The organism is Bacillus sp. OxB-1 (assembly GCF_000829195.1).
Classification (GTDB): domain Bacteria; phylum Bacillota; class Bacilli; order Bacillales_A; family Planococcaceae; genus Sporosarcina.
Genome location: NZ_AP013294.1, coordinates 1,335,461 through 1,351,963 on the forward strand (window position 1 = coordinate 1,335,461; position 16,503 = coordinate 1,351,963).

Sequence of the window (16,503 nt, forward strand, 5' to 3'; positions counted from 1 at the left end):
GTGGGGGGAGGTTTCCAACCAAGTTATGGAGATGTCCAACGAATGGGGAGGGTTGTCCAACGAAAGCGAGGTTTCCAACCAAGTTGCGGGGGTGTCCAACCAACGGGCGTGGGTTTCCAACCAAGTCATGGGGATGTCCAACGAATGGGGAGAGTTGTTCAACGAAAGCGGGTTTTCCAACACCCACAGTCTTTAATTAGGGATTACTGAACAACCCTCATCAAGCTACCTTAAGGATAAGTTTCTTGGAAAATAAACGTTCCGATTTTTCGATTGAATGTAGGAAAAACGACAAAAAAGTATCCCGGAGGATCTTTTCGAGGTTCATGATGACCAGCTGGAGGGCAATCGTCGTCTCGCTTGTGGTTTGCAGGCGTGTTCGAATAAGACCCAGCCCGTATGCGCGTTTGCCTTCGCCGAATTTCCCTTCGATGGCGTTGCGCTCGCCGTGGTCCTGTTTCTCCAACTTCTTCTGTTCTGCACGTACATGCTGGTCTTTGGCGGGCCTGCCGAGTTTCGGACCGCTCAACCGAATTCCGAGTTCTTGACAGAACTTCCGGTTGTCCCGGGTTCTGTAGATGGTATCCGCCAGGACGGCTTCCGGATAGTGGCCGAACCGTTCCTTGTACGCCAGGATAGCGTCTTTCAATAGGGTTCCTTCATTGTAGGCGTCCCATTGCAGCGTCTCAAGATACGCATACCCATCGACCAGACTGACAGAGAGTTTTGCGCCGAATTCGACGGATGCTTTCGCTTTTCCCCGGACAATCGGACGGATATACGGCTGCGCAATGCTGACTACGCGGTCCTGGATGGAATGAGTATCGCCCTCGAACAGGATGGTTTGCTGACGGAACAGCTCCTGGATGACCAGCAGGTCTTTGTACTGTGCCCGTGTCAGCCTGTCGAGCCCGACTTCATTCGCAAGATCTTCCACGTGCTTCAAATCTCGACGAACATAGGAAAGCTGTCCCTTCAGGCAAGCCTGGATCTTTTCGTAGCCGGGTTTTCGCTGCTTGGACAAGGCAAGGTATTCCTTCCGGGCTTTCCGGCGGTAGGTACGCGGTTTTTTGGACCCATGGCCCCGTTTCGCATGCAACCGATCAATCATCGTTTCGAGCTTTTCCCTTGCCTGATTCAAGAGACCGATATCCGTCGGATACGCAATATCGGAAGGGGCGCAGGTGGCATCGATCAGTAGTTTTCCTTGTTTGTAGATGGGGGCTGATTCTTCGGGACGCCGGGCCTCCGGTTTCGCTGCCGGGCTTCCGCTCCCGCCCCTCGGCTCATCGTCATCCGGACCATCCGAATCCTTGGGGTTCGCCGGTTTCCGATGTGCCGCTGTGATGGATTCGTTCACTTGATTCACCAGATCCGCGTTAAAACGCTTCCGGAAATGGGTCAGTGAAGAGGCATGGAACGGCGGGGTTTCCTGAAAAGCGGGAAGCCCGATGAAATATTGCATATAGGGGTTTTCAGTAATCGCTTCTACGGTTTCTCCATCACTCAATCGGAGACGTTCCTTGATGATCAGCGCTCCAAGTGCAAGCTGCACGGTGTACGCCTTACTCCCCTGATTGGGGTCGCCGAGTGACTCGAGATACGCTTCCTCCAGGTCGGCCCAAGGAATGACAGAAGCCATGCGAACCCAACGGTTATCCGGGTTCAAGTGCCCTCCGAACGGCAAAAAGAATTCGTGTGGCAGGATCATTTGTTTGGCGTTGTGTTCATACATGACATGTCCTCCTGTGCAGTGTATTAGTGAGTTTTATTTTTTCGGTATGCACCTGTTTCGACAAAAAAGGCGTCAAACCCTTTATTTATATGGGATTATAAGTTGTTCAGCAATCTCTAATTAAGGAGATGAATGTAAATGAAACCAATCGTATACATAACAAGAAAACTGCCGGAGGAAGCCGTATCACCGCTGCTCGGCCAATTCGAGGTCCGCATGTGGGAATCGGAAAGCGAAGCCGTCCCCCGCGATGTGCTGCTTAAGGAGGCGGCCGAAGCGGATGCCCTGTGGACGGTCGTCACTGATGCTGTGGACCGCGACCTATTGACGGCTGCGCCTCAACTGAAAATCGTCGCCAATATGGCGGTCGGCTACAATAACATTGACACCGCAGTGGCGCAAGAGCGGGGCGTGATCGTTACGAATACGCCAGGCGTTTTGACGGAAACGACGGCGGATTTAACGTTTGCCTTGCTGCTCGCTACGGCGCGCCGATTAGGGGAAGCGGAGCAGGAATTGCGCGCAGGGAAATGGACGTCTTGGACACCGATGGGCTACACCGGGATGGATGTCAGCGGGGCGACGCTTGGCATCATTGGCATGGGAAGGATCGGCGAAGCGGTCGCGCGGCGGGCGAAAGGGTTCGATATGCGGGTGCTCTATCATAATCGGAGCCGGAAACCGGAAGCGGAAGCCACGTTTGGTTTTGAATATGCTGAACTGGATAAACTATTACAAGAGGCCGACTTTGTTGTCACGTTGACTCCTTTCACACCAGAAACAGCGGGGTTGATCGGCGCACGGGAGTTGACGCTGATGAAGAGGACCGCGATTCTCATCAATTCTTCCCGCGGAGGCGTTGTCGATGAAACGGCGCTTTATGAAGCATTGAAAAATGGGGAGATTTGGGCGGCCGGTTTGGACGTCTTTGAAACGGAGCCAGTGCCTGTGGATCATCCGTTACTGTCACTGCCGAACGTCACGGCGTTGCCCCATATCGGAAGCGCTTCTGTGAAAACGCGGCTGGCTATGATGAATTTGAACGCGCAGGCCATCCTCGATTGTTTCGAAGGTCGTGAACCGAAAAATCGAGTAGTCTGATAATGTTCTCACTTCATTATACTCAAGATCCCCAACTTCCATAAATGGCGGGATGGGTCGAAACGCATTTGATAGAAAAGAGGGGATTGCATGAAGGGTTGCATCATACCTTATTTGACATTCCACGGAGAGGCACGGGAAGCGGCGGGATTTTACGCGGATTTATTCGGGCTGACGAATCTTGGCATTCAGCGCTACGGTGATGCGGATTTTCCGTCTCCGCCGGAAGCCGCGGATCTGGTCATTCATTGCCATTTGCAAAAAGGGGATTTTCAGCTGATGCTAGCGGATTCGACGGAGGAGCGGACGCAAGACATGCAGCATGGCTTGTCATTGACCGTCCAATGTGAGGATGACGGGGAAATTCAGCGATTGTATGACGGTCTCCTTGCGGAAGGGACAATGCTCATGGAGTTGCAGGAGACATTTTGGGGTGCCAAATATGCGAAAGTACGGGACAAGTACGGATTCATTTGGGATTTGAGCGCGGAAAAAGAGTGATAGACAGACAGAACGTTTTGGGGAGGGGAATGACATGGTTCGACGAAATGACCCATGCCCGTGCGGCAGTGGGAAAAAGTACAAGCGATGTTGCGGTGCACAAGGGACGGATCTTGTCGAACTCGTTGTGAATGAAGAACTGGATCGGATCCTTTCCGGCTTTTTCAATGAACATCCGCAAGGGGCCGATCGGCAGGCTATGCAGCGCCTGATGCGGGAGTGGAATGAGCGTCTGTCCGGCAGTTGGAGCCAGGAAGATATCGAGGAAGCATCCGGAGAATATTATTTATTCATCAAGAAGCCGGATATTTGGCTGGCCTATTGGAGCCGCCAACTTCAGGAGACGAAGCGGGAATCCGTCCTGTCGGTCTTGAGGGAGTGGGCTCAGCCGCTCCTGCTGCTCGGTGAAATTGCCCGTGCATCGGCCGCTTCCGTCCAAGTGACTGAACTGTTCGGCGGCCGGACATATGAGTTGCGGCGCATTGAAGGGATGCCGGTGGAAGAGGGGACGCTCGTTTTCGGTATCGTCCTGCGGGACCCGCGGCAAGGTACTGATGCCGTCGCCCCGGTGTCTTCGATGATTTTTCTCGCGAGATGGAGCAAACAGACGAAATCTTCCTTATTGGAACTGAGAGAGCGGGAACGGGAGAAGCCGGATGATCAATTCATCGCTGACCATGCACTCGATATTTATGAGCTGTTCATTAAACGAAGTGTTGCCACCCTGAATGAGATAGTCGAGGAGGTGCTGTTGCCTTCCCAGCTGCAGGCCCTTTCCGCCCTGGATACCGTCCTCCGCGATTCGGCGCAACCTGCGGAGACGAGAGAAATGTTACATAAGCTTGCGGTCGCCTATTTTATGAATGAACCGCAGGATGTGGAAACCGAAGACGAGTTCTTGATAGCCATTATGAAGCTCGGTGTGGAAATCGGATTGTTGGAAGGGACGGCAGGTGAATTCGAAAACAGGGAAGAGACGCCTCAGACCGCCCGATATTTCGAGGAATTGGCTTCGCTATATTCTGAAATGCTCGGGAGCGCGGAAGAACCGGAAGTTGCTCGGGAGTATGAGATCGGCACGGACCCTCGACCGACGGAAAAAGGTCTATGGGAAACCGCGATGACGACAGGCGGTGTTGTGGAGCCGGGCCGCAAGCCGGGAGTGGACGGCAGCCGTGCTCAACTGCTTGCGTACGAAGCGTGTGCGGCAGAGTCGGAAGAACAACGGATTCAATTGGCGATGAGCGCCGCCACCATCGACCCTTCCTGCCCGGACGTCCTTCTATTGCAAGCTGAACGGGAATCTGATCCCGCTAAAGCGTCCAAACTCTACGAAAAAGCGATCCAGGAAGCATCCCGCGTGTTCGAACCGGGCGAAAATCCGTGGATGAACATCCCGAACCGTCCGTTCATGCGTGCGGCTTTCGCGTATGGGGTGCATTTATTCGAAAGGAAGGAGTTCGACGAAGCGGCTGCCATCTTCATGGACTTGCTAAGGATGAACCGGACGGATAATCAAGGCGCCCGCTATGAAGCGGTTGCATCCCTGATCCATGCGGAGCGTTACCGGGAAGCAGCGGAAATCATGGTCCGTTACGAGAAGGGCTCCCGGAACGATGCGGCGTATTTGTACCTTGATTGGAAATTGGAACATGAAGCGTCTGGCGGGAAATCCGAATCGGCGGAGGAGATGCTGGAGTCGGCCAAGCAGGCGAACAGCCATGTGATGCACTTGATGCTGTTCAAAGCAGAGACCATCCCGTATCCGAGACATATGAAAATCATCCCGGGCGGTGAAGAGGAAGCACGGTATATTTGGAAGCTGCTCAAAGGATGAGCGGGAGGAAAGTAAGTGACGGATATTCGCCCACCCCGGAGAGGTGCCAGGTACTGCCACCATTCGCACCCTTTGCGAATTGGGGCAGTACCTGGCACCAAACGGAATTGAAAGACGAGCAACACCTGGCATCAGAGAAAAAGCACCGGAATCCCTTTGGAAAAAGGATTGCCGGTGCTTTTATCATTTTCCGCCTAACAGGTTGAATAGTCCGCCTGCAACACTGCCTTCATCGCGGGAACCGCCTCCCGGAGTTTGCGGAGCTGCTGCGAACACCCGGCTGGCGAGTCTGGAGAATGGCAACGATTGGATCCAAACGGTTCCCGGTCCGCGCAAGGTGGCGAAAAACAGGCCTTCTCCGCCGAATAATGCGGTTTTCACGCCTTTCACCATCTCGATATTATAATCGATATCCCGGGTCATGGCGACGAGGCAGCCGGTATCGACGCGCAGCGTCTCGCCCGGAGCAAGCCGTTTCTCAATAATCGTGCCGCCCGCGTGGACGAACGTCATGCCGTCGCCTTCCAGCTTCTGCATGATGAACCCTTCCCCGCCGAAAAAGCCCGCACCCAATTTACGCTGGAACTCGATCCCGACGGATACACCCTTCGCTGCTGCCAGGAACGCGTCTTTCTGGCAAATGATCTTGCCGTCGTATTGGCTCAGATCAAGAGGGATGATCTTCCCGGGATAAGGGGAGGCGAAAGAAACATGCTTCTTGCCTGTCCCTACATTCGTGAACGTCGTCATGAAAAGACTTTCCCCGGTTAACAGCCTTTTTCCGGCCCCCACCAATTTCCCCATCAATCCGCTGCTGCTGCCACCTGAGGAGCCGTCGCCGAAAATGGTTTCCATTTCAATGCCGTCTTCCATCATCATGAGTGCGCCGGCTTCTGCCACTACCGTTTCATGGGGATCCAGTTCGACTTCGACGAACTGCATGTCATCCCCGTAAAGTTTGTAGTCAATTTCGTGATTGTTCATATGCGTCCTCCCGTATACTTTATTTTCCAACTACTTAGTATACGTGGGGAATGTGGAAAAGCTTCATAAAATTACGCTAGCGGAGAAATTTTTTCGCCAAGTCCAGATACTTCCAAAAGTATGATAGGAGCTCATTTGCCTCCGGTTCATGCCGGGTTTCATTGAAAGTTTCCCGGAAGGAGCGGGCCACCGTTTCCAGAATGAACAACCGGGGATGCTCCGCTCCGATTTCATCCAGCAGGAAGCGGGTGTACTGTATTTCATCTTGCCGGGAATCGTCCGTCAAATTACGGAGGAACCCTGACAATTGTTCGACCAGCCGGTTTTTGACCGCTTCCATATTGTCATTCGGTGGGGCAGATTCTTGCAATATTCCGCTGTCAATCAGACGATCATCCGCTTGCTGCATCCCCTCCATAATTGCATCCAGTCGGCGGATGCAAAAGGCGACAAGTTCGCCCGTGTCCACGTCGTGGCAATGACTGCTGGACCAGTATTGTAGATACTGCTGCATCATTCCGACCAACATGACGGTACCGTCGCTTGCATAAGGTGCCGCTTGCTGACCGTAGACATCGACTAATCGATCCGTGATCCAGCGCAGCTCCGTCAAATGGAGTTTCCGGATGAAGGCGCGCAGGTCCTCATCCCGTGAATAAAAAACAGCTTCATAAATGGGCAGCAGATTATGCTCCTTGTTCACGACGAGCCGGACGGAAATCTGTCTGGCCAAAATGTCTTTGTCGCTCTTCTCCTGTCCGATCAGCAATTCCTTCCGTCGGATCGCCGCTTCGATATGGGCCTGTTCCAAAATAGCAATGAGGCATTCATTTTTGGATGAAAAATAATTGTAAAAAGTCCCTTTCGATATTTTGGCTGCATCCAGGATATCCTGAATGGAAGTGGTGTTGAACCCTTTCTCTACAAAGAGCCGTTGCGCCGTCAACAGGACTTGGCGTTTTCTTTCGTTCATCTATATCACCTTGCTGTCAGTTTGTCTTTCAATGCAGAAATTGAACTATAAGTATAATTTCAATTTTAGTTGATAAATGTTGATATAGCAATGAAACAATTTTTTTAGGAGGGTAAGGAAGAATTATAATTGATTAATTTGGACTGCGGGTATAAACTGATTAATAGATTGTACGCAGGGTATATTTTTTATACAGCAGGTATGGGGGGATATATATGAAAGATAGTATAGATGTAAAAAAGCTGCATGAGAAACCGCCATACGGCATGATTGCGATTTTGTTCATCGGGGCGTTTGTTGCATTGCTGAACAATACGTTGTTGAATGTCGCCTTGCCGACCATCATGACGGAATTTGATGTGAAGCCGTCGGTCGTTCAGTGGTTGACGACTGGCTATATGTTAGTGAACGGGATTCTTATCCCGGCCAGTGCCTTTTTTATTCAGAAGTTTACGAACCGCTCCTTATTCCTGACGGCGATGATCCTGTTTTCGCTAGGGACTTTGCTGGCCATTTTTGCACCGGCATTCTGGGTGCTGGTCGCGGCCCGGATGATTCAGGCGGCAGGCTCCGCCATGATGATGCCGCTGTTGATGAATGTCATGTTGACGGCTTTTCCGATCGAGCGCCGCGGTACCGCCATGGGGCTGTTCGGTCTCGTCATGATTACAGCGCCCGCGATCGGGCCGACCTTATCGGGCTGGCTCGTAGAAAACTATTCATGGCGCATGCTCTTTATCATTGTATTGCCGTTTGCGGTTCTGACACTCATTTTCGCGTTTTTCAAACTGCGGAATATCACGCCGAACCGTGACATTCAATTGGATGTATTTTCATTGATCCTATCCAGCATCGGATTCGGCGGCCTGCTATATGGCTTCAGTTCGGCAGCAGATGCGGATAAGGGATGGGATTCGCCGATTGTCTATGGCACGATCATCCTTGGTGCACTCGCTTTGATCACATTCGTTGTCAAGCAGCTTCGCATGTCCGATCCGATGCTGGATTTCCGGATTTACAAGCATCCAATGTTCGCTTTGGCATCGGTCATTTCTGTCGTCTTGTCGGTCGCCATGTTCTCAGGGATGATCTTGACGCCGCTCTACGTCCAGACGATACGGGGCATCTCGCCATTCCATTCCGGCTTGCTTATGCTCCCGGGGGCGATCGTGATGGGTCTCATGTCGCCGATTACAGGAAGACTGTTTGATAAGTTCGGCGCACGTATCCTTGCCATCGTTGGGCTGATCATTACGACGATTGCGACGTTCGATCTCAGCCGACTTGGAATGGATACGGGCTATTATTATTTGATGTTCGTTTATACATTGCGCATGTTCGGGATTTCCATGGTCATGATGCCGATCATGACGAATGGGTTGAACCAATTGCCGATGCAATCAAATCCGCATGGTACTGCCATTAATAATACGTTGCAGCAAGTGTCCGGAGCGATCGGTTCCGCAATTCTGTTGACGATCATGACGAAGCGTTCCGAAAGTGAGGGAGCCCGCCTCTTTGCGGAAGCCCAAGCATCGGGCGACGTTCCGACGACTGCAGAAGGAATAGCTCAGCTGGAACAGACACTTGGGGCGCAGGCAATGCTGGAAGGGATCAATTTCTCATTCTTCATTTCCACGATCGTCACGATCGTCGCCCTCGTGCTCACCTTCTTTGTGAAGCGGGTATTGCCACCACAATATGAAAGCTCGGCAGCTTCCGGACAACAAGCGGCTGATACAAATAAATGAATGTAAATAATCTCCGTACGGGTATAATACCGAGTACGGAGTTTTTTTGCTTTGAAGGAAATTTTAGAACTTTCACGAATATGGAGTAAAGGAGCTCAAATGGAATGACGAGTGTAAATTGATAAGGGATGTGAGTCGGATGATAGGTCGGAATGATCCATGTCCATGCGGAAGCGGGAAAAAGTTCAAAAAATGTTGCTCCCTTAAGGAGTCGGATCCGGTCGAAACCCTTACCGGGGAAGAGCTGAACCGGATTATTGCAAGTGTCTACGAACACCCTCCTACTGCCACGGATAGGGCGGATTTCGAGAAGTACAGAAGACAATGGTTGAGCCGATTGGAAAAGTCTTGGGGAAGGGAAGAGATTGAAGAGGCGGTCAGCGAATATTTCCTTTTCATCGCACGGTCGGATATATGGAAGCGTCATTTGGTCCGGACATCGAACAGCCCCATCCGGGAAACAGTCCGTTCCGTTCTGGATGTTTGGAAAAATCCGTTCGTCCTGTTTGGGAAAGTGATCGGGGAGCAGGAAGGTTTTCTAGTGGTGGAAGAAATCCTTGGAAACGATATGCACTTCTTGGATAAAGAGCCGGATATGCCATTCAATGACCTGACGGGAGACATCCTCGTCTTCGGTGTCGTCTTGCCGGATAACCGTAAAATCGAGAATGGGATTCATGTCATTTCCTCATTGGTGTTCCTGCGGGATCAGATTGAAGTGATTCGCAATGAAATCATATCCTTGGCAGAGAAGAGCGGCTATGAAACGAGTTTGGAGTTTTACAAGGAGCATATGGTCGATGTGTATGAAATTCTGATGAGCCGGGAGTCTCTATCGGTTGAGCAAGTGACGGAATCTCTAACCCCTCTCCAACGTGAGGCAATCTTAAGGCTGGAGGAAAGGGTCGAGTCGGAAATCGGCAATCCGGAAGTGAATGCCGTTCTTAAAAACATTCTGTTGACCTATATTGTGCTGCAACAACCGAACTTCAGGAAACCGGAAATCTTATCGGCTGCCATGTTCCAAGCTGCATACGATATCGGAATCATTCCGAAAGAAACGTATACCAAATCCCGGATCGCCAAGTTATTCGGTGTCTCCACCGCTTCCATGACGAAGCATGCCGATGCGATTTTCGATTATGTCCTTGAGTCGATGACAGAAGAAGAACAAGCCGACGCGGTCATCGCGACGGAGATGGATTAAACAGGCAGAGGCACCCCTGAATCGATGCAGTATCGATCCAGGGGTTTTTCATATTTAAAAAGCGGCAGGAATATGATGATAGCTAGCGAATGGACAAGGTAGAGGGGTGTGCCTGAAATTGGAGGAGGAAGGAGCGGTTTGGAATGAAATTGACTAATTTTATCAATGGTGCATGGCAGGAGGAAAACGGCGCAGATTTTGCACCGGTGCACAACCCGGCGAACGGGCAAGAGCTGGCCAAGGTGAGGTTGTCGACGAAAGAGGACGTGGATCGGGCAGTGGCAGCTGCAAAATCGGCCCAACGGCAATGGGCGCTCGTTCCGGCTCCGAAACGGGCGGATTATCTGTACGAAATTGGCAGGCTGATGAAAGAAAAGAAGGAGCATCTCTCCCGAGTATTGACGAAAGAGATGGGGAAAGTGATCGAGGAAGCACGCGGGGAAGTGCAGGAAGGGATCGACATGGCCTACTATATGGCGGGTGAAGGAAGGCGCTTGGTCGGAGAAACCGTACCGTCCGAGCTTCAGAATAAATTCGCGATGAGCGTCCGGGCCCCCATCGGTGTCGTCGGCCTGATCACACCGTGGAATTTCCCGGTCGCCATTGCGACATGGAAATCCTTTCCCGCCCTCGTCGCAGGGAATACGTTCGTCTGGAAACCTGCGAGTGAAACACCGATGATGGCCTATGAAATGGCCTTGATTTTCGAAGAGTCCGGCCTGCCCGCGGGAGTGGCCAATATTGTGTTCGGCACCGGTGCGGAAGTCGGCACGGCGTTAATCGAGCATCCGGATGTCCGGGTCATCTCCTTCACTGGTTCGACGGAGACCGGTCGCCGTGTGGCGGAACTGGGTGGGCGTCATTTGAAGAAAGTGTCGCTTGAAATGGGAGGGAAAAATGCGGTTATCGTCATGGATGACGCCGATTTGGAGCTCGCTGTCGAAGGAATTTTATGGAGCGCTTTTGGCACGGCTGGTCAACGTTGCACCGCATGCAGCCGGGTCATATTGCATAAAGATGTGAAAGAGGAGCTGGAGCAGAAACTCTTGGCCTCTATGGAAGGACTCACAATCGGCGATGGATTGGACGAAACAGTGAAAATCGGTCCGGTCATCAATCGGCAGGCGTTGGAGAAGATTACCCGCTATATCGCTATTGGACAAGAAGAAGGTGCCAAGCTGCTAGCGGGCGGGAAAGTGGCGGTTGAGGGAGATTTGTCGGAGGGGCATTATATGGAGCCGACGCTGTTCACCGATGTGAAATGGGATAGCCGATTGGCTCAGGAGGAAATTTTCGGACCTGTCGTTTCACTGATTACGGTGGCGGATCTGGATGAGGCGATTGAAGTGAACAATAGTGTGAAATACGGATTGTCCAGCTCCATCTTCTCACAGGACGTCAATAAAATCTTCCGGGCGCAACGCGATTTGGATACGGGAATCGTTTACGTCAATGCAGGGACTACAGGAGCGGAAATCCATCTGCCGTTCGGCGGGACGAAAGGGACCGGAAATGGCCATCGGGACTCGGGGGTTGCGGCATTGGACGTATTTACGGAATGGAAAAGCGTTTACGTGGACTTCAGCGGGAAATTGCAGCGTGCGCAGATTGATACGGAATAAACGGACACAGGCCTCGGCTTCCGAGTGAGATTGTGATGCAGACATCTTATAGCAGTGAGGGGATGAGCGTGTGAAAGTGGTCGTGCTTGGTGCGGGACTTATGGGGAAGGAAGCAGTCCGGGATTTAGTGAAGAGCGATGCCGTGCAAAAAGTGTATTTGGCGGATATCAACGTCCGGCAAGCGGAAGCTTTTGCTGAACAATTGATGTCCGACAAGCTGGATATTTTATTGTTGGACGCCTCTAATGATCTTCAATTGCGCAACGTCATGGCACTGGGGGACGTAGTCATCAATGCACTGTTCTATGCGTTCAATGAAAAAGTGGCACGCACCGCCATCGATGTTGGCGTGCATGCCGTCGACCTTGGGGGGCATATCGGCGGTGTCACGGATACCGTGCTCGGATTGGACGGAGAGGCAAAGAAGAAAGGGGTAACGCTCATTCCGGATCTCGGAGTGGCGCCTGGGATGATTAACATTCTGACAGGGTACGGTGCGGGAAAACTGGATGCCGTGGACACAATTAAACTGTATGTCGGAGGGATTCCGCTGGTGCCGGATCCGCCGCTGCAATACAACATCGTCTTTTCGCTGGAAGGAGTGTTCGACCATTATACGGAACCGTCTCTGGTTATCCGGGAAGGAAAACGGTTGGAAGTGCCGTCTTTGTCGGAAATCGAACCGATTGCGTTCGACGGCTTCCCGGAATTGGAGGCTTTTCATACATCGGGAGGCACCTCGACTTTGCCGAAATCCTTCCCCCATGTGAAAACGCTCGAATACAAGACCGTCCGCTACAAGGGACATGCGGAGAAGTTTCAGCTGCTGGCGGCTCTTGGTCTACTGTCACGCGATGAGAAAGTGATCGTCAACGGCCAGTCGGTCAATGTCCGGGATGTGATGCGGGACCATTTGGCGAAGCGGCTTCGTCTAGGAGAAAAGTCGGATGCCGTCTTGCTGCGTGTCCACGTCGGTGGACTAAAGAAGGGCTGCCGTGCTGCCTATACTTACACGCTCGTTACGACGAAGGATACGGCGGTGGGCGAAACAGCGATGGCCCGGGCCACAGCCAATACGGTATCGGTCGTCGCACAAATGATCGGTGCTGGCATCATCTCGCATCGTGGTGTGCTGCCGCCGGAGAAAATCGTGCCAGGCGAATTATATATGGGAGAGATGAAAAAGCGCGGTGTCGTTATCCGGGAGTCGGTGGAACCGCCTTTGGCAAATCCGTAATCCACTCCATGGATCGAAGCGAAGGATAAAATACAATGCCAACATCGAAAAACGAAGAGGAGCGGATGGAATGGACTTCGGGTTCACGGAAGAACAGGAAATGCTGCGAAAAACAGCCCGTCAATTCGTCGACGCCAAAATTATCCCGCATATCCGGAAATGGGATGCGGAAGGGGGATTCGACCCGGCCATTTGGAAACAGCTTGCAGATCTCGGTTTCATGGGGGTCTGCATCCCGGAGAAATATGGCGGAAGCGGGATGGACTATAACTCTCTCGCAATTCTATGCGAAGAACTGGAACGGGGTGATACGGCTTTTCGGACAGCCGTATCCGTCCATATCGGGCTGAACAGCCTGACCTTGCTGCAATGGGGGAACGAAGAGCAGAAACGGAAGTATTTGATTCCCCAGGCGAAGGGAGAAAAAATCGGAGCGTTCGGACTGACCGAACCCGGGGCAGGATCCGACGTCGCCGCCATGTCGACAGTGGCAGTGCGGGACGGTGATCATTACGTCTTGAATGGTCAAAAAACATGGATCTCGCTCTGTGATGTGGCCGATCATCTCCTCGTGTTCGCTTATACGGATAAATCGAAGACGCACCACGGCATCAGCGCGTTCATCGTCGAACGGAATACCCCCGGATTTTCCTCAAAAGCAATCAAAGGGAAATACGGAATCCGTGCGGGGAATACAGGCGAGCTGTTTTTCGAAGATATGAAAGTGCCAGTCGCAAACCGGCTTGGGGAAGAAGGGGAAGGCTTCAAGATTGCGATGTCCGCACTCGACAACGGCCGGTTCACCGTGGCGGCCGGGGCGGTCGGATTGATCAAGGCATGCCTGGAAGAGAGCGTACAATATTGCCACAAACGTGAAACATTCGGCAAGGAGATCGGCAAACATCAACTGGTCCAGCAAATGATAGCCAATATGGAAGCGGGCTATCAGATGAGCCGCCTCCTCGTCTACCGAGCGGGGGAGATGAAAAACAAAGGGCTGCGCAACACACGCGAAACATCCCTCGCCAAATGGCAAGCATGCGATTTTGCCAATCAAGCCGCAGATGATGCGTTCCAGATCCACGGGGCATACGGCTACTCGGACGACTACCCGGTTGCCCGGTTCCTCCGCAATTCGAAAGCTCCGGTGATCTACGAAGGGACCCGGGAAATCCATACGATCATGCAGGCGGAATATGTCCTTGGATATCGGAAGGACAAAAAGCTGAGCCGGATGCTGCCGGCGTGGCCTGTTGATTCATAAATTATGGGGATAGGTGAAGCGGCCGTTTCATCTATCCGTTTTTGTGCGGGCTTAACCAGTTTCGTATGAAGGCAATCAACTTTTCCGCACTCGGCGACATATGGTTGAGTGAAGTCGCAGCGATTCCGATTGATCGGTAATGGTTACCTTCCAATGGAATGGCCCGAACGGTTTCCGGAAGGTGGTATAAGATCATTTCAGGAAGAATGCTGAGACCGAGATTATTTTGCACCATGGAAATGATAGCCTGATCCTCCACAATTTCGTATTGGATCGTCGGTGTGATCCGATGCGTCTTGAATATCCGCCGGACGTCATTGTCGATGGAGGATTTCGGCATGATAAAATCTTCGTTGCTGAGTTGCTCCACATGAATGCTGTCACTTTCGTAAAGAGGGTGAGCAGCGGGAACGATACAAAGTAGCGAATCCTCTTTGACGGGAATGGTATCAAATGATTTGGAAGCCGGAAGGGATAAAAAGCCGAAATCAACTTTCCCTTCCGAAATCCATTTGGTGATGTCATCATAGTTGCCCTCGTATAATTTGATATCAATTAGCGGAAAATCTTCCCGGAACAGTTTGATGATTTGCGGAATCCAATGGATCGATACACTGGGAAAAGTGCCGATTCGGACGACTCCGATTTCAAGACCGTTGATTTTAGCCGCTTTCTGCAATAACTGTTCGTTGCTCTTCAAGATTTCCTGTATATGGACAAGTATTTTTTCTCCGTTGGCCGTAAGGCTTGTCCCGGAACGGCTTCTGATGAGGAGGGCAAATCCGAACTCTTCCTCCAGCCCCGCAATGGCATGGCTGACTGCGGACTGGGTAAGTTTGAGTGCTTCAGCCGCTTTCGATAGACTGCCGGTTTCCACTACTGTCCGGAAGATTTCATACTTGATCAAAGACAATGGCTACCCCTCCTTTGTATTAATTTTATTCATACTTCTTATTATAAACATTCATTTGATTTATGGAAGAGCGGAATTTTATAATGAAAGGAGAAAACTTTGTAGGAGGTCTGGATATGGATAGGCAGTGGGGGTTCGATACGACTGTGATACATGGGCATCTGGAAGGCCGGAACATAGGGGCCGTCGTTCAACCGATCGTTCCGGCGGTGGCCTATTCTTTCGAAAGTCATGAAGCCGCCGCGGAGACGGTAGCGGGAAAACGGGAAGGCGTTTACTATGGTAGATACGGCAATGCAACATTACAATCCTTTGAAGAAAGGGTGGCTCTTCTTGAGAACGGCGAGGCGGCCCTCGGTGTCAGCTCGGGAATGGCGGCAATTTCCACAGTGTTGCTCAGTCTATTGCAGCATGGCGATCATGTTATTGTTACAAAAGATGTCTACGGGGGAACCTATCACTTTCTGAAGACATTGGCTCCAAGATTCGGCATCACATTCAGTTTTGTGAATTGCACGGATTTTGATAGCATTAGGGATGCTATACAGGACAACACGAAGGCGGTTTATATCGAGACGCCTTCCAATCCTTTGTTGACGGTGCTCGATGTGGAAGGGATTGCAAACATTACGCGACAACATCAGATCCCTCTAGTGATTGATAATACATTCATGTCGCCGTATCTTCAGAAACCGTTGAATCTTGGCGCGGACATCGTAATCCATAGTGCGACCAAATATTTGAATGGGCATGGAGATGTGATCGCCGGGGTCATCGTTGCGGATCGAGAACGCATCCGCTTTATGCGGCAGCAAATCATGGGTGACCTCGGACAAGTGCTGAGCGCGGGGGATGCGTCTTTGTTATTGAGAGGCATGAAAACGCTTGGTCTCAGAATGGAGCGGCATTGTACCAATGCCTATGCCATCGCGGAATTCCTGGAATCCCATCCGCAAGTGACCAAGGTTTATTATCCCGGCCTGCCATCCCATCCCCAATATGAAACAGCGCGGAAGCAGATGAAAGGGATGGGTGGAATCGTCTCGTTTGAAGTGAAAGGCGGTCTGGAATCGGCAACGGCCTTTCTGGATGCGTTACGATTATCGATGATTTCATTCAGCCTAGGAGACCCTGAAACGCTTGTGCAACATCCGGCGACGATGACCCATTTCTCCTTGCCGGAAGCTGTACGGAAGGCAAGCGGGATTACAGACGGACTCATCCGTCTATCGGCAGGACTGGAAGATGTGGAAGACATCATACAGGATTTATCCCGGGCTTTCGATCAATTGCAATGTAAAAATTTTCATGAAGTTGGACAGGTATCTAGTTGATTGGAGTGGAAAGCTTCCGCCTGTGACGGAAATCAACGGTGGAG

Annotated in this window: 14 protein-coding genes; 10 read left to right on the top strand and 4 right to left on the bottom strand. The window is 51.6% G+C overall.

Annotation, left to right across the window (positions count from 1 at the left end; translation table 11 throughout):
* Positions 1–25: 25 nt before the first annotated feature.
* Positions 26–196, top strand: coding sequence for a hypothetical protein (locus OXB_RS18830; RefSeq protein WP_158333655.1), 171 nt, complete (start codon positions 26–28; stop codon positions 194–196).
* Positions 197–220: 24 nt separating this feature from the next.
* On the opposite strand, the gene OXB_RS06805 is transcribed toward OXB_RS18830, so the two are convergent.
* Entirely contained in the window at positions 221–1,735 is a 1,515-nt protein-coding gene (locus OXB_RS06805; RefSeq protein WP_052483823.1) for an IS5 family transposase, read from the bottom strand.
* 138 nt (positions 1,736–1,873) lie between these two features.
* Between OXB_RS06805 and OXB_RS06810 the strand changes: the two genes are divergently transcribed.
* From OXB_RS06810 to OXB_RS06820, 3 genes are all read left to right on the top strand, one after another.
* Entirely contained in the window at positions 1,874–2,836 is a 963-nt protein-coding gene (locus tag OXB_RS06810) for a 2-hydroxyacid dehydrogenase (RefSeq protein ID WP_041072947.1), read from the top strand.
* Positions 2,837–2,926: 90 nt separating this feature from the next.
* A complete protein-coding gene (locus OXB_RS06815) occupies positions 2,927–3,337 on the top strand; it encodes a VOC family protein (protein WP_041072949.1) in 411 nt (136 codons plus the stop codon).
* Positions 3,338–3,371: 34 nt separating this feature from the next.
* Positions 3,372–5,174, top strand: coding sequence for an SEC-C domain-containing protein (locus OXB_RS06820; protein WP_041072950.1), 1,803 nt, complete (start codon positions 3,372–3,374; stop codon positions 5,172–5,174).
* A gap of 183 nt (positions 5,175–5,357) precedes the next feature.
* Here OXB_RS06820 and OXB_RS06830 read toward each other — a convergent pair whose 3' ends face one another.
* The gene (locus OXB_RS06830; protein WP_041072953.1) at positions 5,358–6,158 is read right to left on the bottom strand and encodes a TIGR00266 family protein; all 801 of its coding nucleotides are present in this window, start codon (positions 6,156–6,158) and stop codon (positions 5,358–5,360) included.
* A 76-nt stretch (positions 6,159–6,234) separates the two neighbouring features.
* The gene (locus tag OXB_RS06835) at positions 6,235–7,131 is read right to left on the bottom strand and encodes a TetR/AcrR family transcriptional regulator (RefSeq protein WP_052483895.1); all 897 of its coding nucleotides are present in this window, start codon (positions 7,129–7,131) and stop codon (positions 6,235–6,237) included.
* Positions 7,132–7,346: 215 nt separating this feature from the next.
* Here OXB_RS06835 and OXB_RS06840 point away from each other — a divergent pair, with 215 nt between their 5' ends.
* The 5 genes from OXB_RS06840 to OXB_RS06860 all read left to right on the top strand — a co-directional run bounded on the left by OXB_RS06840 (position 7,347) and on the right by OXB_RS06860 (position 14,212).
* Complete coding sequence (locus tag OXB_RS06840; RefSeq protein ID WP_052483896.1) at positions 7,347–8,882, top strand: DHA2 family efflux MFS transporter permease subunit; 1,536 nt, start codon at positions 7,347–7,349, stop codon at positions 8,880–8,882.
* 139 nt (positions 8,883–9,021) lie between these two features.
* A complete protein-coding gene (locus OXB_RS06845; RefSeq protein WP_041072954.1) occupies positions 9,022–10,089 on the top strand; it encodes an SEC-C metal-binding domain-containing protein in 1,068 nt (355 codons plus the stop codon).
* Between the two features lie 143 nt (positions 10,090–10,232).
* Entirely contained in the window at positions 10,233–11,711 is a 1,479-nt protein-coding gene (locus OXB_RS06850) for an aldehyde dehydrogenase family protein (protein ID WP_041072956.1), read from the top strand.
* Between the two features lie 70 nt (positions 11,712–11,781).
* Positions 11,782–12,948 carry a saccharopine dehydrogenase family protein gene (locus OXB_RS06855; RefSeq protein WP_041072958.1) on the top strand — a complete coding sequence of 389 codons (1,167 nt, stop codon included), beginning with the start codon at positions 11,782–11,784 and terminating at the stop codon, positions 12,946–12,948.
* Positions 12,949–13,018: 70 nt separating this feature from the next.
* Positions 13,019–14,212, top strand: a complete 1,194-nt coding sequence (locus OXB_RS06860) for an acyl-CoA dehydrogenase family protein (protein ID WP_041072960.1) — start codon at positions 13,019–13,021, stop codon at positions 14,210–14,212.
* Positions 14,213–14,243: 31 nt separating this feature from the next.
* Here OXB_RS06860 and OXB_RS06865 read toward each other — a convergent pair whose 3' ends face one another.
* Positions 14,244–15,125, bottom strand: a complete 882-nt coding sequence (locus OXB_RS06865) for a LysR family transcriptional regulator (protein WP_041072962.1) — start codon at positions 15,123–15,125, stop codon at positions 14,244–14,246.
* 116 nt (positions 15,126–15,241) lie between these two features.
* On the opposite strand from OXB_RS06865, the gene OXB_RS06870 reads away from it, so the two are divergent.
* On the top strand, positions 15,242–16,459 hold the full coding sequence (locus OXB_RS06870) for a trans-sulfuration enzyme family protein (protein ID WP_041072964.1): 1,218 nt from the start codon (positions 15,242–15,244) through the stop codon (positions 16,457–16,459).
* Positions 16,460–16,503 lie beyond the last annotated feature (44 nt).

Bases quoted from the DNA above. Each gene is read 5' to 3' on its own strand.
- OXB_RS18830 (WP_158333655.1), top strand. From the start codon at position 26: ATGGAGATGTCCAACGAATGGGGAGGGTTGTCCAACGAAAGCGAGGTT.
- OXB_RS06805 (WP_052483823.1), bottom strand. From the start codon at position 1,735: ATGTATGAACACAACGCCAAACAAATGATCCTGCCACACGAATTCTTT.
- OXB_RS06810 (WP_041072947.1), top strand. From the start codon at position 1,874: ATGAAACCAATCGTATACATAACAAGAAAACTGCCGGAGGAAGCCGTA.
- OXB_RS06815 (WP_041072949.1), top strand. From the start codon at position 2,927: ATGAAGGGTTGCATCATACCTTATTTGACATTCCACGGAGAGGCACGG.
- OXB_RS06820 (WP_041072950.1), top strand. From the start codon at position 3,372: ATGGTTCGACGAAATGACCCATGCCCGTGCGGCAGTGGGAAAAAGTAC.
- OXB_RS06830 (WP_041072953.1), bottom strand. From the start codon at position 6,158: ATGAACAATCACGAAATTGACTACAAACTTTACGGGGATGACATGCAG.
- OXB_RS06835 (WP_052483895.1), bottom strand. From the start codon at position 7,131: ATGAACGAAAGAAAACGCCAAGTCCTGTTGACGGCGCAACGGCTCTTT.
- OXB_RS06840 (WP_052483896.1), top strand. From the start codon at position 7,347: ATGAAAGATAGTATAGATGTAAAAAAGCTGCATGAGAAACCGCCATAC.
- OXB_RS06845 (WP_041072954.1), top strand. From the start codon at position 9,022: ATGATAGGTCGGAATGATCCATGTCCATGCGGAAGCGGGAAAAAGTTC.
- OXB_RS06850 (WP_041072956.1), top strand. From the start codon at position 10,233: ATGAAATTGACTAATTTTATCAATGGTGCATGGCAGGAGGAAAACGGC.
- OXB_RS06860 (WP_041072960.1), top strand. From the start codon at position 13,019: ATGGACTTCGGGTTCACGGAAGAACAGGAAATGCTGCGAAAAACAGCC.
- OXB_RS06870 (WP_041072964.1), top strand. From the start codon at position 15,242: ATGGATAGGCAGTGGGGGTTCGATACGACTGTGATACATGGGCATCTG.